Below are 17,099 nucleotides of genomic sequence, written 5' to 3' on the forward strand. Positions count from 1 at the left end.
GATGCAGACTGGATTGCTTCGCTTCGCTCGCAATGACGGAACAAGGGGCTAGGCCGTCGAGACAAATCACTTCCCCTCCCGCTGCTTCATGCGGGGATCGAGGGCGTCGCGGGCGGCGTCGCCGATCAGATTGATGCTGAGGATGGCGATCGAGAGCAGCAGGCCCGGCCAGAAGATCAGCGACGGCTTGATCTGGAAGTACTGGCGGCCCTCGGCCATGATGTTGCCCCAGGTCGGCGTCTCCGGCGAGATGCCGGCGCCGAGGAAGGAGAGGATCGCCTCGGTGAGGATGGCGCTGGCGCAGATATAGGTGCCCTGGACGATCAGCGGGGCGACCGTGTTCGGCATCAGGTGCCGCCACATGATCTTCGGCAGGGACGAGCCGACCGAGATGGCGGCTTCCACGTACGGCTCCTCACGCGCCGACAGCACCACGGATCGCACGAGGCGGGCGACGCGCGGGATCTCGGGAATGGTGATCGCGATCAGCACGGTCCAGAGGCTGGCCCCGGACAGCGAGACCACGGCGATCGCGAGCAGGATGCTCGGCATCGCCATCAGGCCGTCCATGATGCGCATCATCACGGCGTCCACCAGCTTGAAGAAGCCGGAGACGAGGCCGATCGCAAGCCCGATGGCGATCGACAGGACGGCCGAGCCGATGCCGATCAACAGCGAGATGCGGCCGCCATAGACCACGCGCGACAACAGATCGCGTCCGTAGGCGTCGGTGCCGAGCAGGAACTGCGCCGAAGTCGGCTTCAGTCGCTGCGAGGGCGCGAGCTGGATCGGATCATGCGGTGCGATAAGCGGTGCGAGGATCGAGATCAGCACGATCAGCGTCAGCAGGACCGTCGCCGTGGCGATGATCGGCGTCGAGGTGAGGAATCCGAAACGCGGCCGCAGCGGCGACGTGATCGGGATGGATGACTGGGGAAGGGTATCGACCGACATGTTTGTTGTTAAATCCTTGCCTCAGTACCGGATCCGGGGATCGAGCAGGGTGTAGGCGACGTCGATCAGAAGATTGACGACGACGTAGATCAGCGACGTCAGCAGGATCATCGCCTGGATCACCGGATAGTCGCGCGCCAGCACCGCATCCACGGTGAGGCGGCCGATGCCGGGAATGTTGAACACGCTTTCGGTGACGACGACGCCGGAGATCAGGAGTGCAAAGCCGGTGCCGATCACGGTGATCACGGGCACGGCGGCGTTGCGCAGTGCATGGCGCATCATCACCGCGACCTCGTTGATGCCCTTCGCGCGCGCCGTTCGCACGTAATCTTCGCCGAGCACGTCGAGCATCGCCGCGCGCGTCATGCGCGCGATCAGCGCGATGTAGATGAAAGAGAGGGCGCAGGTCGGCAGGATGATGCGTTCGAAGAACGGGCCGAAGCCAACGCTGATGCTCTTGAAGCCCTGCACCGGCACCCAGCGCAGATCGATCGCGAACACCTCGATCAGGACATAGCCGACCACGAACACCGGCACCGAGAAGCCGAGCACGGAAAGCCCCATCACGAAACGGTCGATCCAGGTGCCGTGCTTCCAAGCCGCGATCACGCCCAAGGGAACGGCGACGATCACGGCGAGGATGATGGTGCACAGCGCGATCGAGATCGACGGCTCGACGCGCTGGCCAATCATCTTCATGACCGGCAGATTGGAGATCAGCGAGGTCCCGAGATCGCCGTGCAGCAGCTTGTTGACCCAGGTGACGAACTGCACGATCAGCGGCTCGTTGAGGCCGAGCGAGGTGCGGATGCGCTCCAGCCGCTCAGGTGTCGCATTGTCGCCCGCGAGGATCGCGGCGGGATCACCGGGGGTGAGGCGGAGCAGGAGGAAGACGAACAGCGCAACGACGCCCATGACGGGCACGGCGGCGAAGATTCGGCGAAGGAGATATCCGAGCAAGTTGAATCCGTCTGATTAGAGTCACATCGGCGACAGCCGCGGTAGCCTGTTCTGCCACTAGCCTAACATTTCAGCAATTCCCGTGCCATCAGGGTCACAGTTTTTGCAGTGCGGTCAGCTGATTTGGGCAGGAGTCGTACTGCGATGCGGTGTCATTCCGGGGTGCGTCAAAGACGCGAACCCGGAATCTCGAGATTCCGGGTCTGGTCCTGCGGACCATCCCGGAATGACGGGCTACTCCAGCGTGGCCAGCAGTCCCGCCATCAGGCGGCCGCGTTCGACCAGGCTCTCGACCTCGATATACTCCTCCAGCGTGTGGCCATTGGCTCCACGCACGCCCAGGCCGTCGAGGGTCGGGATGCCCATGGCACCGGTGAAGTTGCCGTCGGAGCCGCCGCCGGAACTCGCATGCGGCAGCTCGGCGCCGAGCGATTTGGCGATGCCGCGCGCCTTTTCGTACAGCGCCATCGTGCCGGCATCCGGCTCCCACACCGGCCGCGTCACGCCGCGCGTGACCTTAAAGGTGACGTCGTTGCTGGTGCCAGAGAGCGCCAGCATCCGCTCGACGCCGCGGTCGAGATCGGCCTGCCGCTTGGCCATCGAGAGCGCTTCGCCGGTGGCGGTCGTGGCAACGCAATTGACCCATTGTCCGCCATGCACGACGCCGACAGAGAAGGTGCAGTCTTCCGTCGTCATCGCGTCGATGGCGAGAATCTGCCGCGCCATTTCGCGGATCGCCGAGCGTCCGGCGGAGAGGGTCGCGCCGGCGTGGCTCGGCCGGCCCGTCGCCTCGAGATTGAAACGTGCGATGGCGTAACGTCCGGTGGTGACGCCGTTGTCGGCGCGGCCGGGCTCGGGCACCAGCACGTATTTGTTGCGCGCGGCTTCCGCCTCGATGATGTCACGCGTCGAGGGCGTGCCGACTTCCTCGTCGGGCGTGAACAGCACAGTGATCGGCAAAGGCGTGGTGAAGGATGCGCGCGCGAGCTGCCGGATCGCTTCCAGCGAGAGGTAGTTGCCGCCCTTCATGTCGTAGATGCCGGGGCCGTAGCACCTATTGCCTTCGCGCCGCCATTTCAGCTTCTCGATGGTACCGACCGGGTGGACGGTATCCATGTGGCCGGCGATCAGGATGCCCGGCTCGCCCTGCTTTGGATGGGGAAAACGCGCACGGATCACGCCGCCAAAGCCCTGGCGGCCCGCGATGCGTTCGATCGTCGCACCCATGATCGCCATATCCCGCGCTGCGATATCGAGCATGCGGTTAACGGCGCCGGCGTCCCATGTCGGGCTCTCGCATTCCACCCAGGTGCGCAGGCCTTCGAGCATGGACTCGGAATCGAAGGGAAGATTGGCTGGATTCATCTGAATGTCTCTCGAGCTTCGCAAAGGTGGAACGCGCATTGCATCGCCACGGCGGGACGAGCGGAGAGTGTTGTAGAGCCAAACCGATCCTTGTGGAGCCTGTGCGCGCGCCGCCAGGGCCTGCAGCGAAACCGGATTGACGCGATCAGCACTGTCTGCAAGTCTCGAAAGATAAAGGCATTGCATGTGGTTAGTTCGCCCAAGGAACGAACCGTATGCTCAACCAATAATCTGCCTTTGAACAGTTTCACGTCAGGAGAGACTTTTTATGTCCAACTTCATGCGCCGGGGGTCTCGCGCGTTCGCCTCCAAACTTGCGCTGTCGGTCGTCGCGCTTTCAACGGCGCTGGCCTCGCCAGTGCTCGCGGCCGGCAAGACTCTCACCGCGGTGATGCATTCCGACCTTCGCATCATCGATCCTATCTTCACCACGGCGTACATTACGCGTGATCATGGCTACATGATCTACGACACGCTGGTGGCTCCCGATTCGAACTTCAAGATCCAGCCGCAGATGGCGGACTGGAAGGTCTCAGACGACAAGCTCACCTACACCTTCACCCTGCGCGATGGACTGAAATGGCATGACGGCGCGCCGGTGACCGCGGAAGACTGCGTCGCCTCGCTCAAGCGCTGGGCCTCGGTCGACGGCATGGGCCAGAAGCTCATGGACTTCACCGCGAGCATCGAGGCGACCGACGCCAAGACCATCACGCTGAAACTGAAGGAGCCCTACGGCCTCGTCCTCGACTCCATCGGCAAGCCGTCCTCGCGCGTCGCCTTCATGATGCCGAAGCGTCTCGCCGAGGTGCCGGCGGACAAGCAGATTCCCGAGCAGATCGGCTCGGGCCCCTTCAAGTTCGTGCAGGGCGAATTCCAGCCCGGCGTGAAGGCGGTCTACGTCAAGAATACCGACTACGTGCCGCGCAAGGAGCCGGCGAGCTGGACCTCCGGCGGCAAGGTGGCGAAGGTCGACCGCGTCGAGTGGATCACCATGCCGGACTCGCAGACCGCGGTGAACGCGCTGCAGTCGGGCGACATCGACTTCATGGAGAACCTGCCCTACGACATGCTGCCGGTGCTGGAGGCGAACAAGGAGATCACGATCGAGGTTTCCAACAAGTTCGGCTTCCAGACGCTCGGCCGGATGAACTTCCTCTATCCGCCGTTCGATAACGTGAAGGTGCGGCGTGCCGCCCTCCTGGCGATCAACCAGAAGGACGTGCTCGACGCGCTGGTCGGCAATGCCAAGTATCAGAAGATCTGCGGTGCCTTCTTCGTCTGCGACACGCCGTTCGCGACGGACATCGGCGCCGAGACCCTGATCAAGGGCAACGGCATGGCGGAAGCCAAGAAGGCGCTCGCCGAATCCGGCTATGACGGCACCCCGGTGGTGATCATGGCGCCCGGCGATGTCACCACGCTGAAGGCGCAGCCGATCGTGGCGGCTCAGCTGCTGCGTGAGGCCGGCTTCAAGGTCGACCTGCAGGCGACCGACTGGCAGACCGTGGTCAGCCGGCGCGCCAGCCAGAAGCCCCCGAAGGAGGGCGGCTGGAACATGTTCTTCACCAACTGGGTCGCAGCCGACGTCTCCAACCCGATCGCCAATCTCTCGATCGGCGGCCAGGGCAAGAAGGGCGGCTGGTTCGGCTGGGCGGAGGACCCCAAGATCGAGCAGCTCAAGGACGCCTTCGTCCGCGCGCCCTCGGTCGAGGAGCAGAAGAAGATCGCGGCCGACATCCAGAAGGAAGCCTATGATCAGGTGATCTACATTCCGCTGGGGCAGTATCTGCTGCCGAGCGGCTGGCGCAAATCGCTGACCGGCGTGCTCGACGGCCCGGCGACGCCGCTGTTCTGGAACGTCGACAAGACGGAGTAAGGCCATTCCAGATAAGGAAGGCGCCTCGCGCGCCTTCCACGCCAAACCATACGCGGCGCCGTTGTCACCGGCGGCGCCGCACGCCAGCCGCTCGCCAGGAGAACGTCAATGTTCCACTTCATGCGTGGGGGGCGTCTCGCGTTCGCCTCCAAGCTCGTGCTTTCGGTCGCGGCACTTTCGGCACTGGCCTCGCCAGTCCTTGCCGCTGGCAAGACCATCACCGCGGTGATGCATTCGGATCTGCGTATCCTCGATCCGATCTTCACCAGCGCCTATATCTCGCGTGACCATGGCTACATGGTCTACGACACGCTCATCGCGACGGATTCGAATTTCAAGATCCAGCCGCAGATGGCGGACTGGAAGATCTCCGACGACAAGCTGACCTACGTCTTCACGCTGCGCGACGGCCTGAAATGGCATGACGGCACGCCCGTCACCGCGGAGGATTGCGTCGCCTCGCTGAAGCGCTGGGCCCAGGTCGACGGCATGGGGCAGCAGATGATGCTGTTCACCGCCAGCATCGAGGCGACCGACCCCAAGACCATCACGCTGAAGCTGAAGGAGCCTTACGCGCTCGTGCTGGAATCGATCGGCAAGCCGTCCTCGCGGGTCGCTTTCATGATGCCCAAGCGCCTCGCCGAGACAACGGTGGATAAGCAGATCCCGGAACAGATCGGCTCCGGCCCCTTCAAGTTCGTGCAGGGCGAATTCCAGCCCGGGGTGAAGTCGGTCTATGTCAAGAACACCGATTACGTGCCGCGCAAGGAACCGGCGAGCTGGACTGCCGGCGGCAAGGTGGTGAAGGTCGACCGCGTCGAATGGATCACGATGCCGGACTCGCAGACGGCGCTGAACGCGCTGCAGTCGGGCGACATCGATTTCATGGAATACCCCGCCATCGACATGTTGCCCGTCATCGAGGCCGACAAGGAGCTCAAGCTTGAGATCCTCAACAAGTTCGGCTTCCAGACGGGCGCGCGGATGAACTTCCTTCATCCGCCCTTTGACAATCCCAAGATCCGCCGCGCGGCATTCCTTGCGATCAAGCAGAAGGACGTGCTCGACGCGCTGATCGGCAATTCCAAATACTACAAGACCTGCGCTGCGGCTTTCATCTGCGACACGCCGTTCGCGACAGAGGTCGGCGGCGAGACCTTGGCGAAGGGAGGCGACATGGCCGCGGCCAAGAAGGCGCTGGCCGAGTCCGGTTACGACGGGACACCGGTCGTGCTGATGGCGCCGGGCGACGTGCTGCTGCTGAAGGCCCAGCCGATCGTGGTGGCCCAGCAGTTGCGCGAAGCAGGCTTCAACATCGACCTGCAGGCCACCGACTGGCAGACGGTGGTGAGCCGGCGCGCCAGCCAGAAGCCCCCGAAGGAGGGCGGTTGGAACATGTTCATCACCAATTGGGTCAGCGCCGACGTGGACAATCCGATCACGAACGTCGCCGTCGGCGGGCAGGGCAAGAAGGGCGGCTGGTTCGGCTGGGCGGAGGACGCCAAGATCGAGCAGCTCAAAGACGCCTTCGTGCGGGCCGCTTCGCTCGACGAGCGCAAGAAGATCGCGACCGAGATCCAGAAAGAGGCCTACGACCAGGTGCTCTACATGCCGCTCGGCCAGTATCAGGCGCCGAGCGCCTGGCGCAAGTCGCTGAGCGGCGTGCTCGACGGCCCCGCAACCCCGGTGTTCTGGAACGTCGACAAGTCGGAATAAGGGGAGGCGGCTCTTCCGCCTTCGGCTGCCATCACCACGCGGCGCCGCTGTCATCAGCGGCGCCGTTTCCTTTGCCGGTCTCGCGCCGGCGTGGAAACCGTGGAGCCTTTAACCTTTCCAGTTTCCAATCATTGCTATTTGTTTCAATCCTGAAATAGATGTGCCGTCTTCGCGCATCACTTTCATTGTCCCCTTTATCCCAGTGCCGATCGATTTTGCATTCCAGGCGATGGCCGAACGGTCCGATCGCGCACCGGCACGATGGCGCCGGCCTTTTCTCCGGTGGCTCGATGGCGTCGAGACGGGGTGGGCCGTGCCGCTTCTCATCGCCTGCTTCGTTGCGATCTGGACGCTGTATCTCGCCATCGCCTATGCCGGCGGCGGCCTGCACCCCGATACGCTAGAGGCCTGGACGCTGGGGCGGGATTTCGCCTGGGGCTATGCCAAGCATCCTCCGCTGATGGGGTGGGTTGCGACGGCGTGGACCTCGGTCTTTCCGGCCAGCGACTGGTCGCTGCAACTGATGGCGATGGCCAATGCCGGGCTTGCGCTGGTCTTCGTCGACCTGGTCGCGCGGCAGTTCGTCACCGGGCACAAGCGTATCCTGGTGCTGCTGCTGTTGATGCTGACGCCCGCCTATCAATTCCACGCCCAGCGCTTCAACGCCAATGCGGTGCTGCTCGCGACCTGGCCGCTGGCGACCTGGTGCTTCCTGCGCGCATTCGAGACCCGCACTGCGCTTTGGGCGGTTGCGGTGGGATGCACGACGGCGCTTTCGATGGTCGGCAAATATTACTCGATCTTCCTCGTCGCGAGCTTCGCCTTTGCGGCGCTGGCGCACCCGGCGCGGCGCGCCTATTTCACCTCAGCCTCGCCCTGGATCTCCGTCGCGACCGGGATCGTGGCGCTATCGCCGCATCTCCACTGGCTGGCGACGACCGGCGCGTCCTCCTTCACCTATGCGTTGGCTCACGCCAATGGCATTGCTGCGAGCTCGCTCGTTGAGGTCAGGACGTTTGTGCTGGGGCTGGTGGCGGCGATGGGCGTGTCGGGCGTGCTGTGGGTGTTGATCGCCGGCACGCGGCTGAAGCAGCTTCCGTCCGACTTCGCGGCCATGAGCCCGGGCCTGCGGCTGCTGTTCTACGTTGCGATCGGAACGATCGTGCTGCCGATGCTAACGTCGCTGGCGATGGGCACGGACCTGCCGTCGTTATGGGCGTTGCAGGGGCTGTTCCTGTTCGTCATCCTCATCGTCTGTGGTGCGCGCTACCCGATCGAGCGTTTCTACACCGTCAACATCACGGTGATCGTGGCCGGCGTCGCGCTTGCCGCCGTCCTGATCGTGGCTCCGATCCATGCCGTTCATCGCAACGATCGGGGCTACGAGGAGAGGCGGAATCTCTATGCGCGGGCCGCCAGCGAATTGACGCGCCAGTGGCGCGAGCTCACCGGCGAGCCGTTGAGTGCAGTCGGCGGCGATGGTTCGCTGGCTTTCGCCACCGCGTTCTACAGCCCCGATCATCCGAGCAATGTGGGGCCCTTGGAGTACGAGAGCACCTGGGGCTTTCCGCACAAGCCGGCGCCCGATCGCGGCTGGGCCGCACTCTGTTTCCGCGACCAGGGCTCGTGCATCCAGTGGATGGAGTGGGTATCTCCCCAGGTCCACCATTCCGTCAGGCGCGAGTTTACCGTGCGGGCGTCGCTCTGGGGGCGGCCGGGTATTGCCGGGGAGGTGGTCGTGCTGATGGTGCCGCCGCAGGAAGAAAAGACGCCGGCCAGCGCTGCGGATGAGTTCAGCTCCAACCGGCGGGCGACCGAGTAGGCCTCGCTCAGCAGTGGCTGTCGCGCACCTGCTCCAGCCCTTCGCTCGCGAATGGCGTGGTCAATGCAGCCTGGCCGGTGACGGGTTCGGAACGCTCCGTCGTCCGGGGTTCGACGTCGGCGTGGTCTTCGTGTTCCAGTTCCATCGCAGCGACCCTTCGAAATTGCTGCACGACAACATCGCGGCCGCCGGGAAGTTCCTCAGGCGATCGGGCGATGATGCGGCGTGAACAGCCGACCCTTCTCCACCACCAGCACGATGGCGAGCGCAGCGAGCGTCGACAGGAAGAAGCCGACCGAGAACGGCAGCAGCGTGCCGTCGAAGCTCTGCCCGATCGCCATGCCGACCACGATCCCGATCAGCGTCGTGATCGAGCCGTAGAGCGAGGAGGCCGTGCCGGCGATGCGGCCCTGCGGCTCCATGGCGAGCGCGGTGAAGTTCGCGACCATCATGCCGAACGAGAACATCATCAGCGCGGAGAGCACCATGAACAGGCTCAGCGGCAGCATGCCCAGGCATTCGGTCAGCAACATCACGCCGGCCACGGCCGTGTAGAGCGTCAGCGCTCCGTGCGAGATCACGCGCATGCCGAGCCGGCCGACCAGCCGCGCATTGAGGAAGCCGGCGACGGCCGTGCCGGCCGCGATCGCCGCGAAGGCGAGCGGGAAGTAATGGCCGAGGTGATAGACGCCGGTGAAGACCTGCTGGGCGCAGAAGACATAGGCGAACAGCGCGCCGATGACGCTGCCGGCGGCCGTGGCGTAGCCGATGGTCTGGCGATTGGTCACGGTCTGCCGGAATGCCGCGAGCACGTCGGCGGGCGCCAGCGACCTGCGTCCGGATTCGGGGAGGGTTTCCGGCAGCCGCAGCACGCACCATGCGAGCGCGAGCAGGCCGTACAGCATCAGCACCACGAAGATGCCGCGCCACGCCGTCACCAGCAGCACCGCTTGTCCGAACGAGGGGGCGATCACGGGCACCGCGATGAACACCATCATCGCGAGCGACATCACGCTCGCCATGCGGCGGCCGGCATAGCAGTCGCGCACGATCGAGGTGGCGATCACGCGCGTCGCCGAGGTGCCGAGCCCTTGCAGCGCCCGCGCCAGCAGCAGCGTCTCGAACGAGGGCGCGGCGACCGCCAGCACGCTCGCCACCGCATAGACGGCCATGCCGCCGAGCAGCACCGGCCGGCGGCCGAAGCGGTCCGACAGCGGGCCCATGATGAACTGGCCGGCGCCGAACCCGATCAGGAAGGTCGACAGCACCAGCTGAAGATGGTTGGCGACGGGGATATTGAACGCCGACCCGATATTGGGCAGCGCCGGCAGCATCATGTCCATCGCAAGCGGATTCAGCGCCATGATGGACGCGATCACGATGACGAATTCTGGAAATCCCATGGGACGGTGTCCGGAGGACACCCAGGAGTCGGCATTGACGTCGGACAAGCAGCTCACCTTCTGAAATCGAGCGACTTTATCCATCGATTATGCTGCATTGCACAACCCATGTTTCGGGATGGCTGGCCGGCGGGCGGACAAGAATTGGTGAAGTTGCGGCCCTGGGCGGCCGCGTCCCGCAATCAGCCGCGCTTGCCCGTCTGCTCGACCAGGCTGCGCGCCAGGCGTCCGGCGGTGTCGACATAGTCGAGATCCCGATGGATCAGCACGCTGGAGTACCTCTTGACCGGAGATTCCTTTTCACCGCAGCGAGCCCTGGAGATGGGATTGGTCAACCGCATCGTGCCGCATGCGCAGCTTCTGGACACCGCCTTCGCACTGGCGGACCGCATCTCGCGGCATTCCCAGCAGGCGGTCGCCCGGGTCATCACGGCCGCCACGCGGGGCCTCAACGTCTCGATCGCGGAGGGCCTTGCCATCGAGAGCGAGCAGTTCGCGCGCATGGCCGCGACGGACGACACCCGCGAGGCGCTCGATGCCTGGCTGGCCGCCCGCGCCTCCCGGTAAAAGGCCTGCGGAATCTTTCGCGGAGGCTGGCAACCAGGGATTCACCATATCAGCGGGCACGGCGCGCCGGGGAGATGAATCCGCAACCCATCCTGTCCATTGTGGCCTGACCCGCGTCGCCCCTCGCGCCCCGGGAACCCAGGAAGACAGGTATTTTCGCGGTGTCCGACGTGACCGATGCAGCACGATGGTTGGGGCCTTCGGCCGTCCCGGCCGCGAGGCGGGGGATCTGGCTGTCCTGCCTGATCGCGCTCACCGCGCTGGTCGTGTTCGGCAACCTCGCCAACTATGCCCTGCTCGATCTCAGATATGGCTGGGATCTTCTCGTCAATTGCGCGGCGGTCGATGCGCATGCAGCGGGGCTCGATCCCTATTTCGTCAAGAACCTGAAGGGCACCAATTTCTCCTATCCCTATCTGCCGGTGACGCTGGACGTGTTCCGCCCGGTCTGCGCGGGTGGCGTTCTCGTCGATCACTATATGGGCCTCTATTTCGTTCTCGCCGTGCTCTGCGGGGTCCTCCGGCCCGGGCTCGGCCGAACGCGCGCGCGCGACGTTGCGCTGAGGGTGCTGTGCGTGCTCGGTGCTTTCGTCGGTTTCGAATGGGTGCACGTATCAGGCAATTTCGCGATCCTGAGTGGCGTGCTGACCGCGATCGCGTTGATGCTCCTGCTTCGACTGCCGGCCGCCGGTGCGGCGCAGGACCCGAGCTTTGCCTTGCGCCTTGCCGGTGCTGCGCTGCTCGGTCTCGTGATGTCGTTCAAGCTGGTGTTCTTCCTGGTCCCGGCTGCGCTCTATTTTCTGCCGCTGCCGCGCGGGCGCAAGCTGCTGCTGATCGCGATGGCGGCATTCAGCTTCGCCTTGCCGATCCTGATATCGTGGCTGTTCTACCCCGATCTGTTCGCGAGCTGGCTGCTTGCGATCGGAGGACGAATTCCGGGCCAGCACGCGGTCGATCTCGTGGAGATCAATCCGTCGCTGCTGCTGCTCGCGCAGAACCTGATGCATCACGCCGGCATCGACGGCAGGCCGGTCGTGCTCGCGACCTATGCGCTCGCCGCGCTCGCGCTCGTGCTCGTGCCGTTCGCCCTGTCGGTCCTGCGCGTGACCGCGAGCCGTCCCGTGAGAGAAGGCGGATCGCGTCCGTCGCAGCTCGATCGCTGGCTGACGGATCATCCTCGCGCGGCAATGCGCATCACGGTGCTCGCGATGTTTGCGCTCTATCTCTGCTCGCCGCGGCTGAAGGAATATGCCTTCTTCGAGCTCGCGCTCTATGCAGCCATTCTGGTCGTCGACCTGCCGGCCCGTCCGCTCGCTGCCTTTCTCAGCGTCGGCCTGATCGCGCCCGCGCTGATCTCGCTGACGAGAACGACGCTCGAGGGGACTTTCATCCTGCTCGTCGCCGCGCTGATCTGCTTCTGGATTCTGCTGCTGGATTTTCGCGCGGAGCCGACACGCCTCGAGATGGAGGGCGCCAAGCCGTGACTGACATCGCCGTGTCCGCGGGAGGCGGAAAACAAATGGCCATTGCCACCGAGATGCCGGGGAGCAATTGGATGACCCGCTTCATCCTGGCGCTGGCCGTGCTGGTCGCAACGCTGGTCGCCATCGATATGGGCATGGACGAGACGTTCGGCTGGGATGCGAGGGTGAATTGTGCGGCGGTCGATGCGCATGTCCAGGGGCTCGATCCCTACTTCGTCAAGAACCTGAAGGACACCAAGCTCTCCTATCCCTATCTTCCGGTGACGCTCGACGCGTTTCGGCCGGTCTGCGCCGGCGGCTTCCTCGTCGCGCACCACAAGCCGGTCTTTCTCCTTCTCACGCTGATCTCTGCGCTGCTGCTGCCCGGTCTCGGCAAGTCCCGGCCGGGCATGAGAGACATCGCGCTGCGGATCCTGTGCGCGTTTGGCGGCTTCGTCGGCTTCCAGTGGATCGTCGCGACCGGCAATTTCGCAGCCCTGAGTGGTCTGCTGACGGCCGCATCGCTGGCCCTGCTGCTGCGCCCAGCGCCATCGGGGCAGGGCGCCGGAGCGAGCCTCGCACCGCAGCTCGCAGGCGCCGCGCTGCTCGGCCTCGTCACCTCTTTCAAGCTGGTGTTCTTCCCGGTTCTTGCCGCGCTCTATTTCCTGCCGCAGCCGCGAGGCCGCAAGCTTCTCCTCATCGCCGTCGCGGGCGGCATGTTCGTCCTCCCGATCCTGGCCTCGCTCGCGATCTACCCGGACCTGTTCAGGAGCTGGCTGAGCGCGATCTTCGGCCAGATCCCCGGACAGCATTCGCCGGGCAATGAAGTCAATCCGTCGCTGCTCTTTCTCGCGCTGACGCTCGCGGACGGCTTCGGGCTTGCCGCCAGCAAGCCCGCGGTCGCCGTGATCTATGGCCTGTTCGCGCTCGCGCTGGTGCTCGCGCCGCTTGCGATCGCGGTGTGGAAAATGATCGGGAGGTGGCGCCCGGCGCGCAAAGCTTCGCCGCTTCAAATGCTCGACGACTGGCTGGTCAGCCATCCCGAAAAGGCGATGCGCGTCACCGTGCTCGCGATGTACGCGCTCTATCTCTGCGCGCCCAGGCTGAAGGAATATGCCTTCTTCGAGGTGGCGCTCTACGCCGCCGTTCTCGTCGTCGACCTGCCTGCGGTCCTGATGGCCGCCGTGCTGACGGTCGCGGTCGCGATCCCGGTTCTGGCATCGGTCTCGGGCATCTTCGTGAGCGGCTTTGGCCAGCTCGCCTTCGCGCTGATCAGCTTCTGGCTGCTGCTGCCGCGTGAACCTTCGGGCGATGCGGCGCCTCAGTAGACCCGATCCTACCGGGCCGGGGCCTGTTGCCGGGTGTAGAGGCTGACATAGGCGCCGGTGTAGTCCTCTTTCCAGCCTCTCTCGCCGACCAGAAACTGCCGCAGCGGATCATGGGCCCTGACCCAGAGCACCGCATCGATCTGGTATTTGCTGAGCACCTTGTCCCAGGTAGCCGCATCGATGTCCCAGCGGACCAGCTTGAGATAATCGCGCAGCAGCTCGTCCGGATAGGCGGTCGCCGCCCGTCCGTCGACGAACACGGGCACTGATCCCCGCGTCCTGAAGATCAGGAGCCCGCCGACGTTCCAGTGGTTCAGGAGGCGCGCGTGCGAGACGTGCGCCTCGAGATAGCGGGCGTCCTCCTCCGAGAGCATGTCGGGCAGCGCCAGGGCAGGCCGCACCTGCATGAACGTGAAGGGCAGCAGCAGCATGCCGACCACGCCCGCCGCCAGCATCGCGCGCCGCACCTCGAAGCTCGAGAAGCGCTTCGGCAGCAGTCGGTCGATGTGGAGCGCCATCGGGACGCTGGAGAAGATGAAGAAGAACGCGGTGTATCTGAACTGGTAAAGGCCGAGAAACAGGAAGAGCCACGCGAGCACGCGCGCCTCGAGGGGAACGCGCGTGCTGTTGCGGAAGCGCAGCTCCAGGACGACGAATGCCAGCGCATAGACGATGCCGGGAAGGCTCCCCGGCAGCTCCATGTTGAAGAAGTAGGATCGCCATTCGCCGATGTCTGCCTGGACGAAGTGACCGAGCGTCGCCCTCACGCCGTCATAGACATGCCATCCCAGCGGATTGACGAAGATGGCGATGACGCAGCCCACGCCCGCCAGGCAGTAATTCCGGAAGTTCGTCCAGTCCCGTCGCAGCAGGGCGATGCCGGCGAACACGCCGAGGATCGGAAAGGCGAGCATGAAGCCGCCGTGCAGGTTGACCCAGGCGACCATCATCGGCGGCAGCAGGAACCAATGCCGCCGCCGCAGGCATTCGCCGTAGAACACGACGGCGAACAGCATGGTCGCGATGTTCGGAGAAGCCGCCAGATACATGTTGGGCGAGGCTTCGTAGCAGGGATAGAGCAGGCACGCGGCGAACACCGCGATGCAGACCGCGGGGGCCGATGCGCCGCTGCTCAGGCCGCAGAACGTGAGATAGCCGGTGATGACCGCGCCGCAGGCGACGACCATGAGTACGATCCCGCCAAAGCCCGCGTGCTGATACAGCACGCTCGCCATCACGTCCCACAGCCAGGACAGATTGTACCAGCGCCGGTCGCCGAGGGTGAACGCCCACGGATCCTGGAAAGGCACTTCGCCCTGCTGCCTGATCAGGTCGCCGGCGGCGAGATGCCAGCCGAGATCGTAATGGCCGAGCAGCAGCGGTCCGTTCGACAGATAGAACACGGTGAGGAAGGCGATCAGGAAGACGTAGACCTCGACGCCGTCGAGGTATCGTCCGGACGCGGCTTGTGCGTCGCCAATCCCGGACCGGGACCAATCTTCGCGCGCGTCCATCGGAGCTCTCACCATCGCAGCCAGCCGCTCCAGGCCCTGCAGGTCCCTGGGTCTCTGTTCGCTTTAGCGGCAGACGCTCTAAGGTGGGGTAAAGGCGGCCAGCGCAGGGCGGGTTCCGCATGCGGCAGGCCGTCTTGGTAAACGAACCCTTGCCTGCGCGGCGCGCCCCCGGGGAGGATCGCCTGGTCTGCTCAGCGTGGCGCGGGGCAGGCGAGCCCCAGCAGCCAGATTCCCATGGTGAGGATCGGCCACAATGCGAAAGCGTTGTCGGCTCTGCGGTCGAGATGCTCCTTCCACAGCAGCCGGATCGCGTCGGGCTTCAGGAACGGTGCGAACACATCGGCATCCCGGTCGAGCACGCGCGCGCAGATGGTCCGCAAGCCGCCGCGCATCAGTTGCGCGATGGGCACGTTGAAGCCGCGCTTGCGTGACCACGCGGCGTCGTGCGGCATGCCCAGGCGCTCGGCGAGCTTGCGCAGCACGTATTTCGGCGCTCCCTTCGGCCAGGGATTGAGCAGCGCGGTGTCGATCGTGCCGGCGAGGTCCATCACCCGCCGGTCCAGGATCGGAACGCGCACCTCCAGCGAATGCGCCATGCTCATCGCATCGACCTTCGCAAGCACGCTCTGCAGATGGAAGCGCTGATCGGCGATCAGGGCGCGGTCGAGCACGTTCGCATGCGGCTCGGCGTAATATTCGGCATATTCGGCGAACGGATCGGTCGAGGCGAGATCGGCCATCTCGCCGTCATAGATTGTCTCGGCGAGAAAGCGCGGAACGAGGCGCCGCCATTGCAAATGAGGGCTGTTGCCGGCTTCACCCAATCCGAGCGCGAAGCGGGCGAGCTGGGCTGCCGCCGGCAGCCGCGTCTCGTTGCCGCGCACGGATGCATAGGCTGTCCGGCCAATGAGGCCTGCGACCGGACGCGGAACGAAATGGCGCACACGCTCTGCCATCATGGTCGCGGCATAGGTTTCATATCCGCCGAAGAACTCGTCGCCGCCATCGCCGGACAGCACGACCGTGCAGTGCTGCCGGACCGCGCCGGCCAGATGATAGAAGCCGAGCGCGCCGGTGTCGGCGCATTGGCCGTCGAAATGGTAGACCACGGCGCGCAGCGCGGTCTCGGCGCCTTCGCCGGCTTCGCCATCGATGACGTGGAGCGGCAGGCCTGCGGTCGCCGCGATCTGCCGGGCCACCGCGGTCTCGTCATGGCTCTTTTCGGTGAAGCCGGCCGTGAACAAAGGCGGCTTCAATCCGAGCCGGCCGAGCGTCAGGCTGATCAGCGAGCTGTCGATGCCGCCGCTCTGCAGCACGGCGAGCGGCACGTCGCTCACCATCTGGCTCTTCACCACGGTCTCGATCGTCGATTGCAGGCGGGCGACGGCCTCGTCGAGGTCGTGGATCCCGGGCGCGCGCATCGGCCGCCAGAAGCGCCGCTCGGTCCGCTCGCGATCCGTGAAGGCGATCATCGTGCCGGGCGGCACCTGCTTGATTTCGTGGTACAGGCTTCGCTGCGTTCCCGGATGACCCGCGGCGAGATAGGTGTGCAGCGATGCCGGGTCGATCCGCGCGGCGATGTCGCCGCTCGCAATCACGCCCTTGATCTCGCTGGCGAACAGCACGCGGCTGCCGCTCTCGGAATAATACAGCGGCTTGATCCCGATGCCGTCGCGCGCCAAGATCAGGCGGCCTTCCTTCCGATCCCACAGGCCGATCGCGAAGAAGCCCTCCAGACGCTCGAACATCGCCTCGCCCCAGGCGAGGTAGGCGTAAGGAAGGATCTCGGTGTCGCAGCTGCTGCGAAACCGGAAGCCGAACGATCGCTCGAGCTCGCTGCGCAATTCCTGGTCGTTATAGATCTCTCCGTTGTAGGTGACGACGATGCGCTCCGACGCATCAAGCATCGGCTGGCGCCCGCCATCGGAGAGATCGCGGATGGCGAGCCGGCGATGGGCGAGGCCGACGGGACCGTCCAGCCAGCTGCTCTCGCCGTCCGGCCCGCGATGAACCAGCGCTGCCGACATCGCCGCGACCGCACGGGCCTCGGCGGGACGGCCGTCACGATGAAAGATGCCCGCTATCCCGCACATCGCGTTCCCTTGTGCGTTCCCTTGCCGAGGGA

At 65.0% G+C, this 17,099-nt stretch carries 13 protein-coding genes and 1 pseudogene; 6 read left to right on the forward strand and 8 right to left on the reverse strand.

What is annotated here, in order from left to right:
- Window positions 1-66 precede the first annotated feature (66 nt).
- The 3 genes from QRQ56_RS01890 to QRQ56_RS01900 form a co-directional block, all read right to left on the reverse strand.
- Window positions 67-954: an ABC transporter permease gene (locus QRQ56_RS01890; protein ID WP_438737239.1), complete on the reverse strand. Its 888-nt coding sequence runs from the start codon at window positions 952-954 to the stop codon at window positions 67-69.
- A 21-nt stretch (window positions 955-975) separates the two neighbouring features.
- The gene (locus tag QRQ56_RS01895; RefSeq protein WP_438737241.1) at window positions 976-1,917 is read right to left on the reverse strand and encodes an ABC transporter permease; all 942 of its coding nucleotides are present in this window, start codon (window positions 1,915-1,917) and stop codon (window positions 976-978) included.
- 234 nt (window positions 1,918-2,151) lie between these two features.
- Window positions 2,152-3,282, reverse strand: coding sequence for a M20/M25/M40 family metallo-hydrolase (locus tag QRQ56_RS01900; RefSeq protein WP_438737243.1), 1,131 nt, complete (start codon window positions 3,280-3,282; stop codon window positions 2,152-2,154).
- 268 nt (window positions 3,283-3,550) lie between these two features.
- Between QRQ56_RS01900 and QRQ56_RS01905 the strand changes: the two genes are divergently transcribed.
- The 3 genes from QRQ56_RS01905 (at window position 3,551) to QRQ56_RS01915 (ending at window position 8,699) form a co-directional block, all read left to right on the forward strand.
- Window positions 3,551-5,161: an ABC transporter substrate-binding protein gene (locus tag QRQ56_RS01905; RefSeq protein ID WP_438737244.1), complete on the forward strand. Its 1,611-nt coding sequence runs from the start codon at window positions 3,551-3,553 to the stop codon at window positions 5,159-5,161.
- Between the two features lie 108 nt (window positions 5,162-5,269).
- Window positions 5,270-6,877 (forward strand): ABC transporter substrate-binding protein, encoded by a 1,608-nt coding sequence (locus tag QRQ56_RS01910; RefSeq protein WP_438737246.1) that lies wholly within the window; start codon window positions 5,270-5,272, stop codon window positions 6,875-6,877.
- Between the two features lie 229 nt (window positions 6,878-7,106).
- A complete protein-coding gene (locus QRQ56_RS01915; RefSeq protein ID WP_438737249.1) occupies window positions 7,107-8,699 on the forward strand; it encodes a glycosyltransferase family 39 protein in 1,593 nt (530 codons plus the stop codon).
- Window positions 8,700-8,706: 7 nt separating this feature from the next.
- On the opposite strand, the gene QRQ56_RS01920 is transcribed toward QRQ56_RS01915, so the two are convergent.
- The 3 genes from QRQ56_RS01920 to QRQ56_RS01930 form a co-directional block, all read right to left on the reverse strand.
- Entirely contained in the window at window positions 8,707-8,844 is a 138-nt protein-coding gene (locus QRQ56_RS01920) for a hypothetical protein (RefSeq protein ID WP_438737250.1), read from the reverse strand.
- A gap of 55 nt (window positions 8,845-8,899) precedes the next feature.
- On the reverse strand, window positions 8,900-10,102 hold the full coding sequence (locus QRQ56_RS01925) for a multidrug effflux MFS transporter (protein ID WP_438737252.1): 1,203 nt from the start codon (window positions 10,100-10,102) through the stop codon (window positions 8,900-8,902).
- Window positions 10,103-10,284: 182 nt separating this feature from the next.
- A complete protein-coding gene (locus tag QRQ56_RS01930; RefSeq protein ID WP_438737253.1) occupies window positions 10,285-10,437 on the reverse strand; it encodes a hypothetical protein in 153 nt (50 codons plus the stop codon).
- Between QRQ56_RS01930 and QRQ56_RS01935 the strand changes: the two are divergent.
- From QRQ56_RS01935 to QRQ56_RS01945, 3 genes and pseudogenes are all read left to right on the forward strand, one after another.
- Window positions 10,373-10,669, forward strand: a pseudogene (locus tag QRQ56_RS01935) (enoyl-CoA hydratase-related protein); the annotation flags it as partial. The gene QRQ56_RS01930 and the pseudogene QRQ56_RS01935 sit on opposite strands and share 65 nt — an antisense overlap.
- Before the next feature lie 170 nt (window positions 10,670-10,839).
- On the forward strand, window positions 10,840-12,153 hold the full coding sequence (locus QRQ56_RS01940) for a hypothetical protein (RefSeq protein WP_438737255.1): 1,314 nt from the start codon (window positions 10,840-10,842) through the stop codon (window positions 12,151-12,153).
- A 35-nt stretch (window positions 12,154-12,188) separates the two neighbouring features.
- Window positions 12,189-13,460 (forward strand): hypothetical protein, encoded by a 1,272-nt coding sequence (locus tag QRQ56_RS01945; RefSeq protein WP_438737256.1) that lies wholly within the window; start codon window positions 12,189-12,191, stop codon window positions 13,458-13,460.
- A gap of 8 nt (window positions 13,461-13,468) precedes the next feature.
- On the opposite strand, the gene QRQ56_RS01950 is transcribed toward QRQ56_RS01945, so the two are convergent.
- Together QRQ56_RS01950 and asnB are read right to left on the reverse strand one after the other, a co-directional pair.
- A complete protein-coding gene (locus QRQ56_RS01950) occupies window positions 13,469-14,974 on the reverse strand; it encodes a hypothetical protein (protein ID WP_438737258.1) in 1,506 nt (501 codons plus the stop codon).
- Window positions 14,975-15,165: 191 nt separating this feature from the next.
- Window positions 15,166-17,067, reverse strand: coding sequence for an asparagine synthase (glutamine-hydrolyzing) (gene asnB / locus QRQ56_RS01955; RefSeq protein WP_438737260.1), 1,902 nt, complete (start codon window positions 17,065-17,067; stop codon window positions 15,166-15,168).
- Between the last annotated feature and the right edge of the window lie 32 nt (window positions 17,068-17,099).

Source organism: Bradyrhizobium sp. U531 (assembly GCF_051710265.1).
Taxonomy (GTDB): Bacteria; Pseudomonadota; Alphaproteobacteria; order Rhizobiales; family Xanthobacteraceae; genus Bradyrhizobium.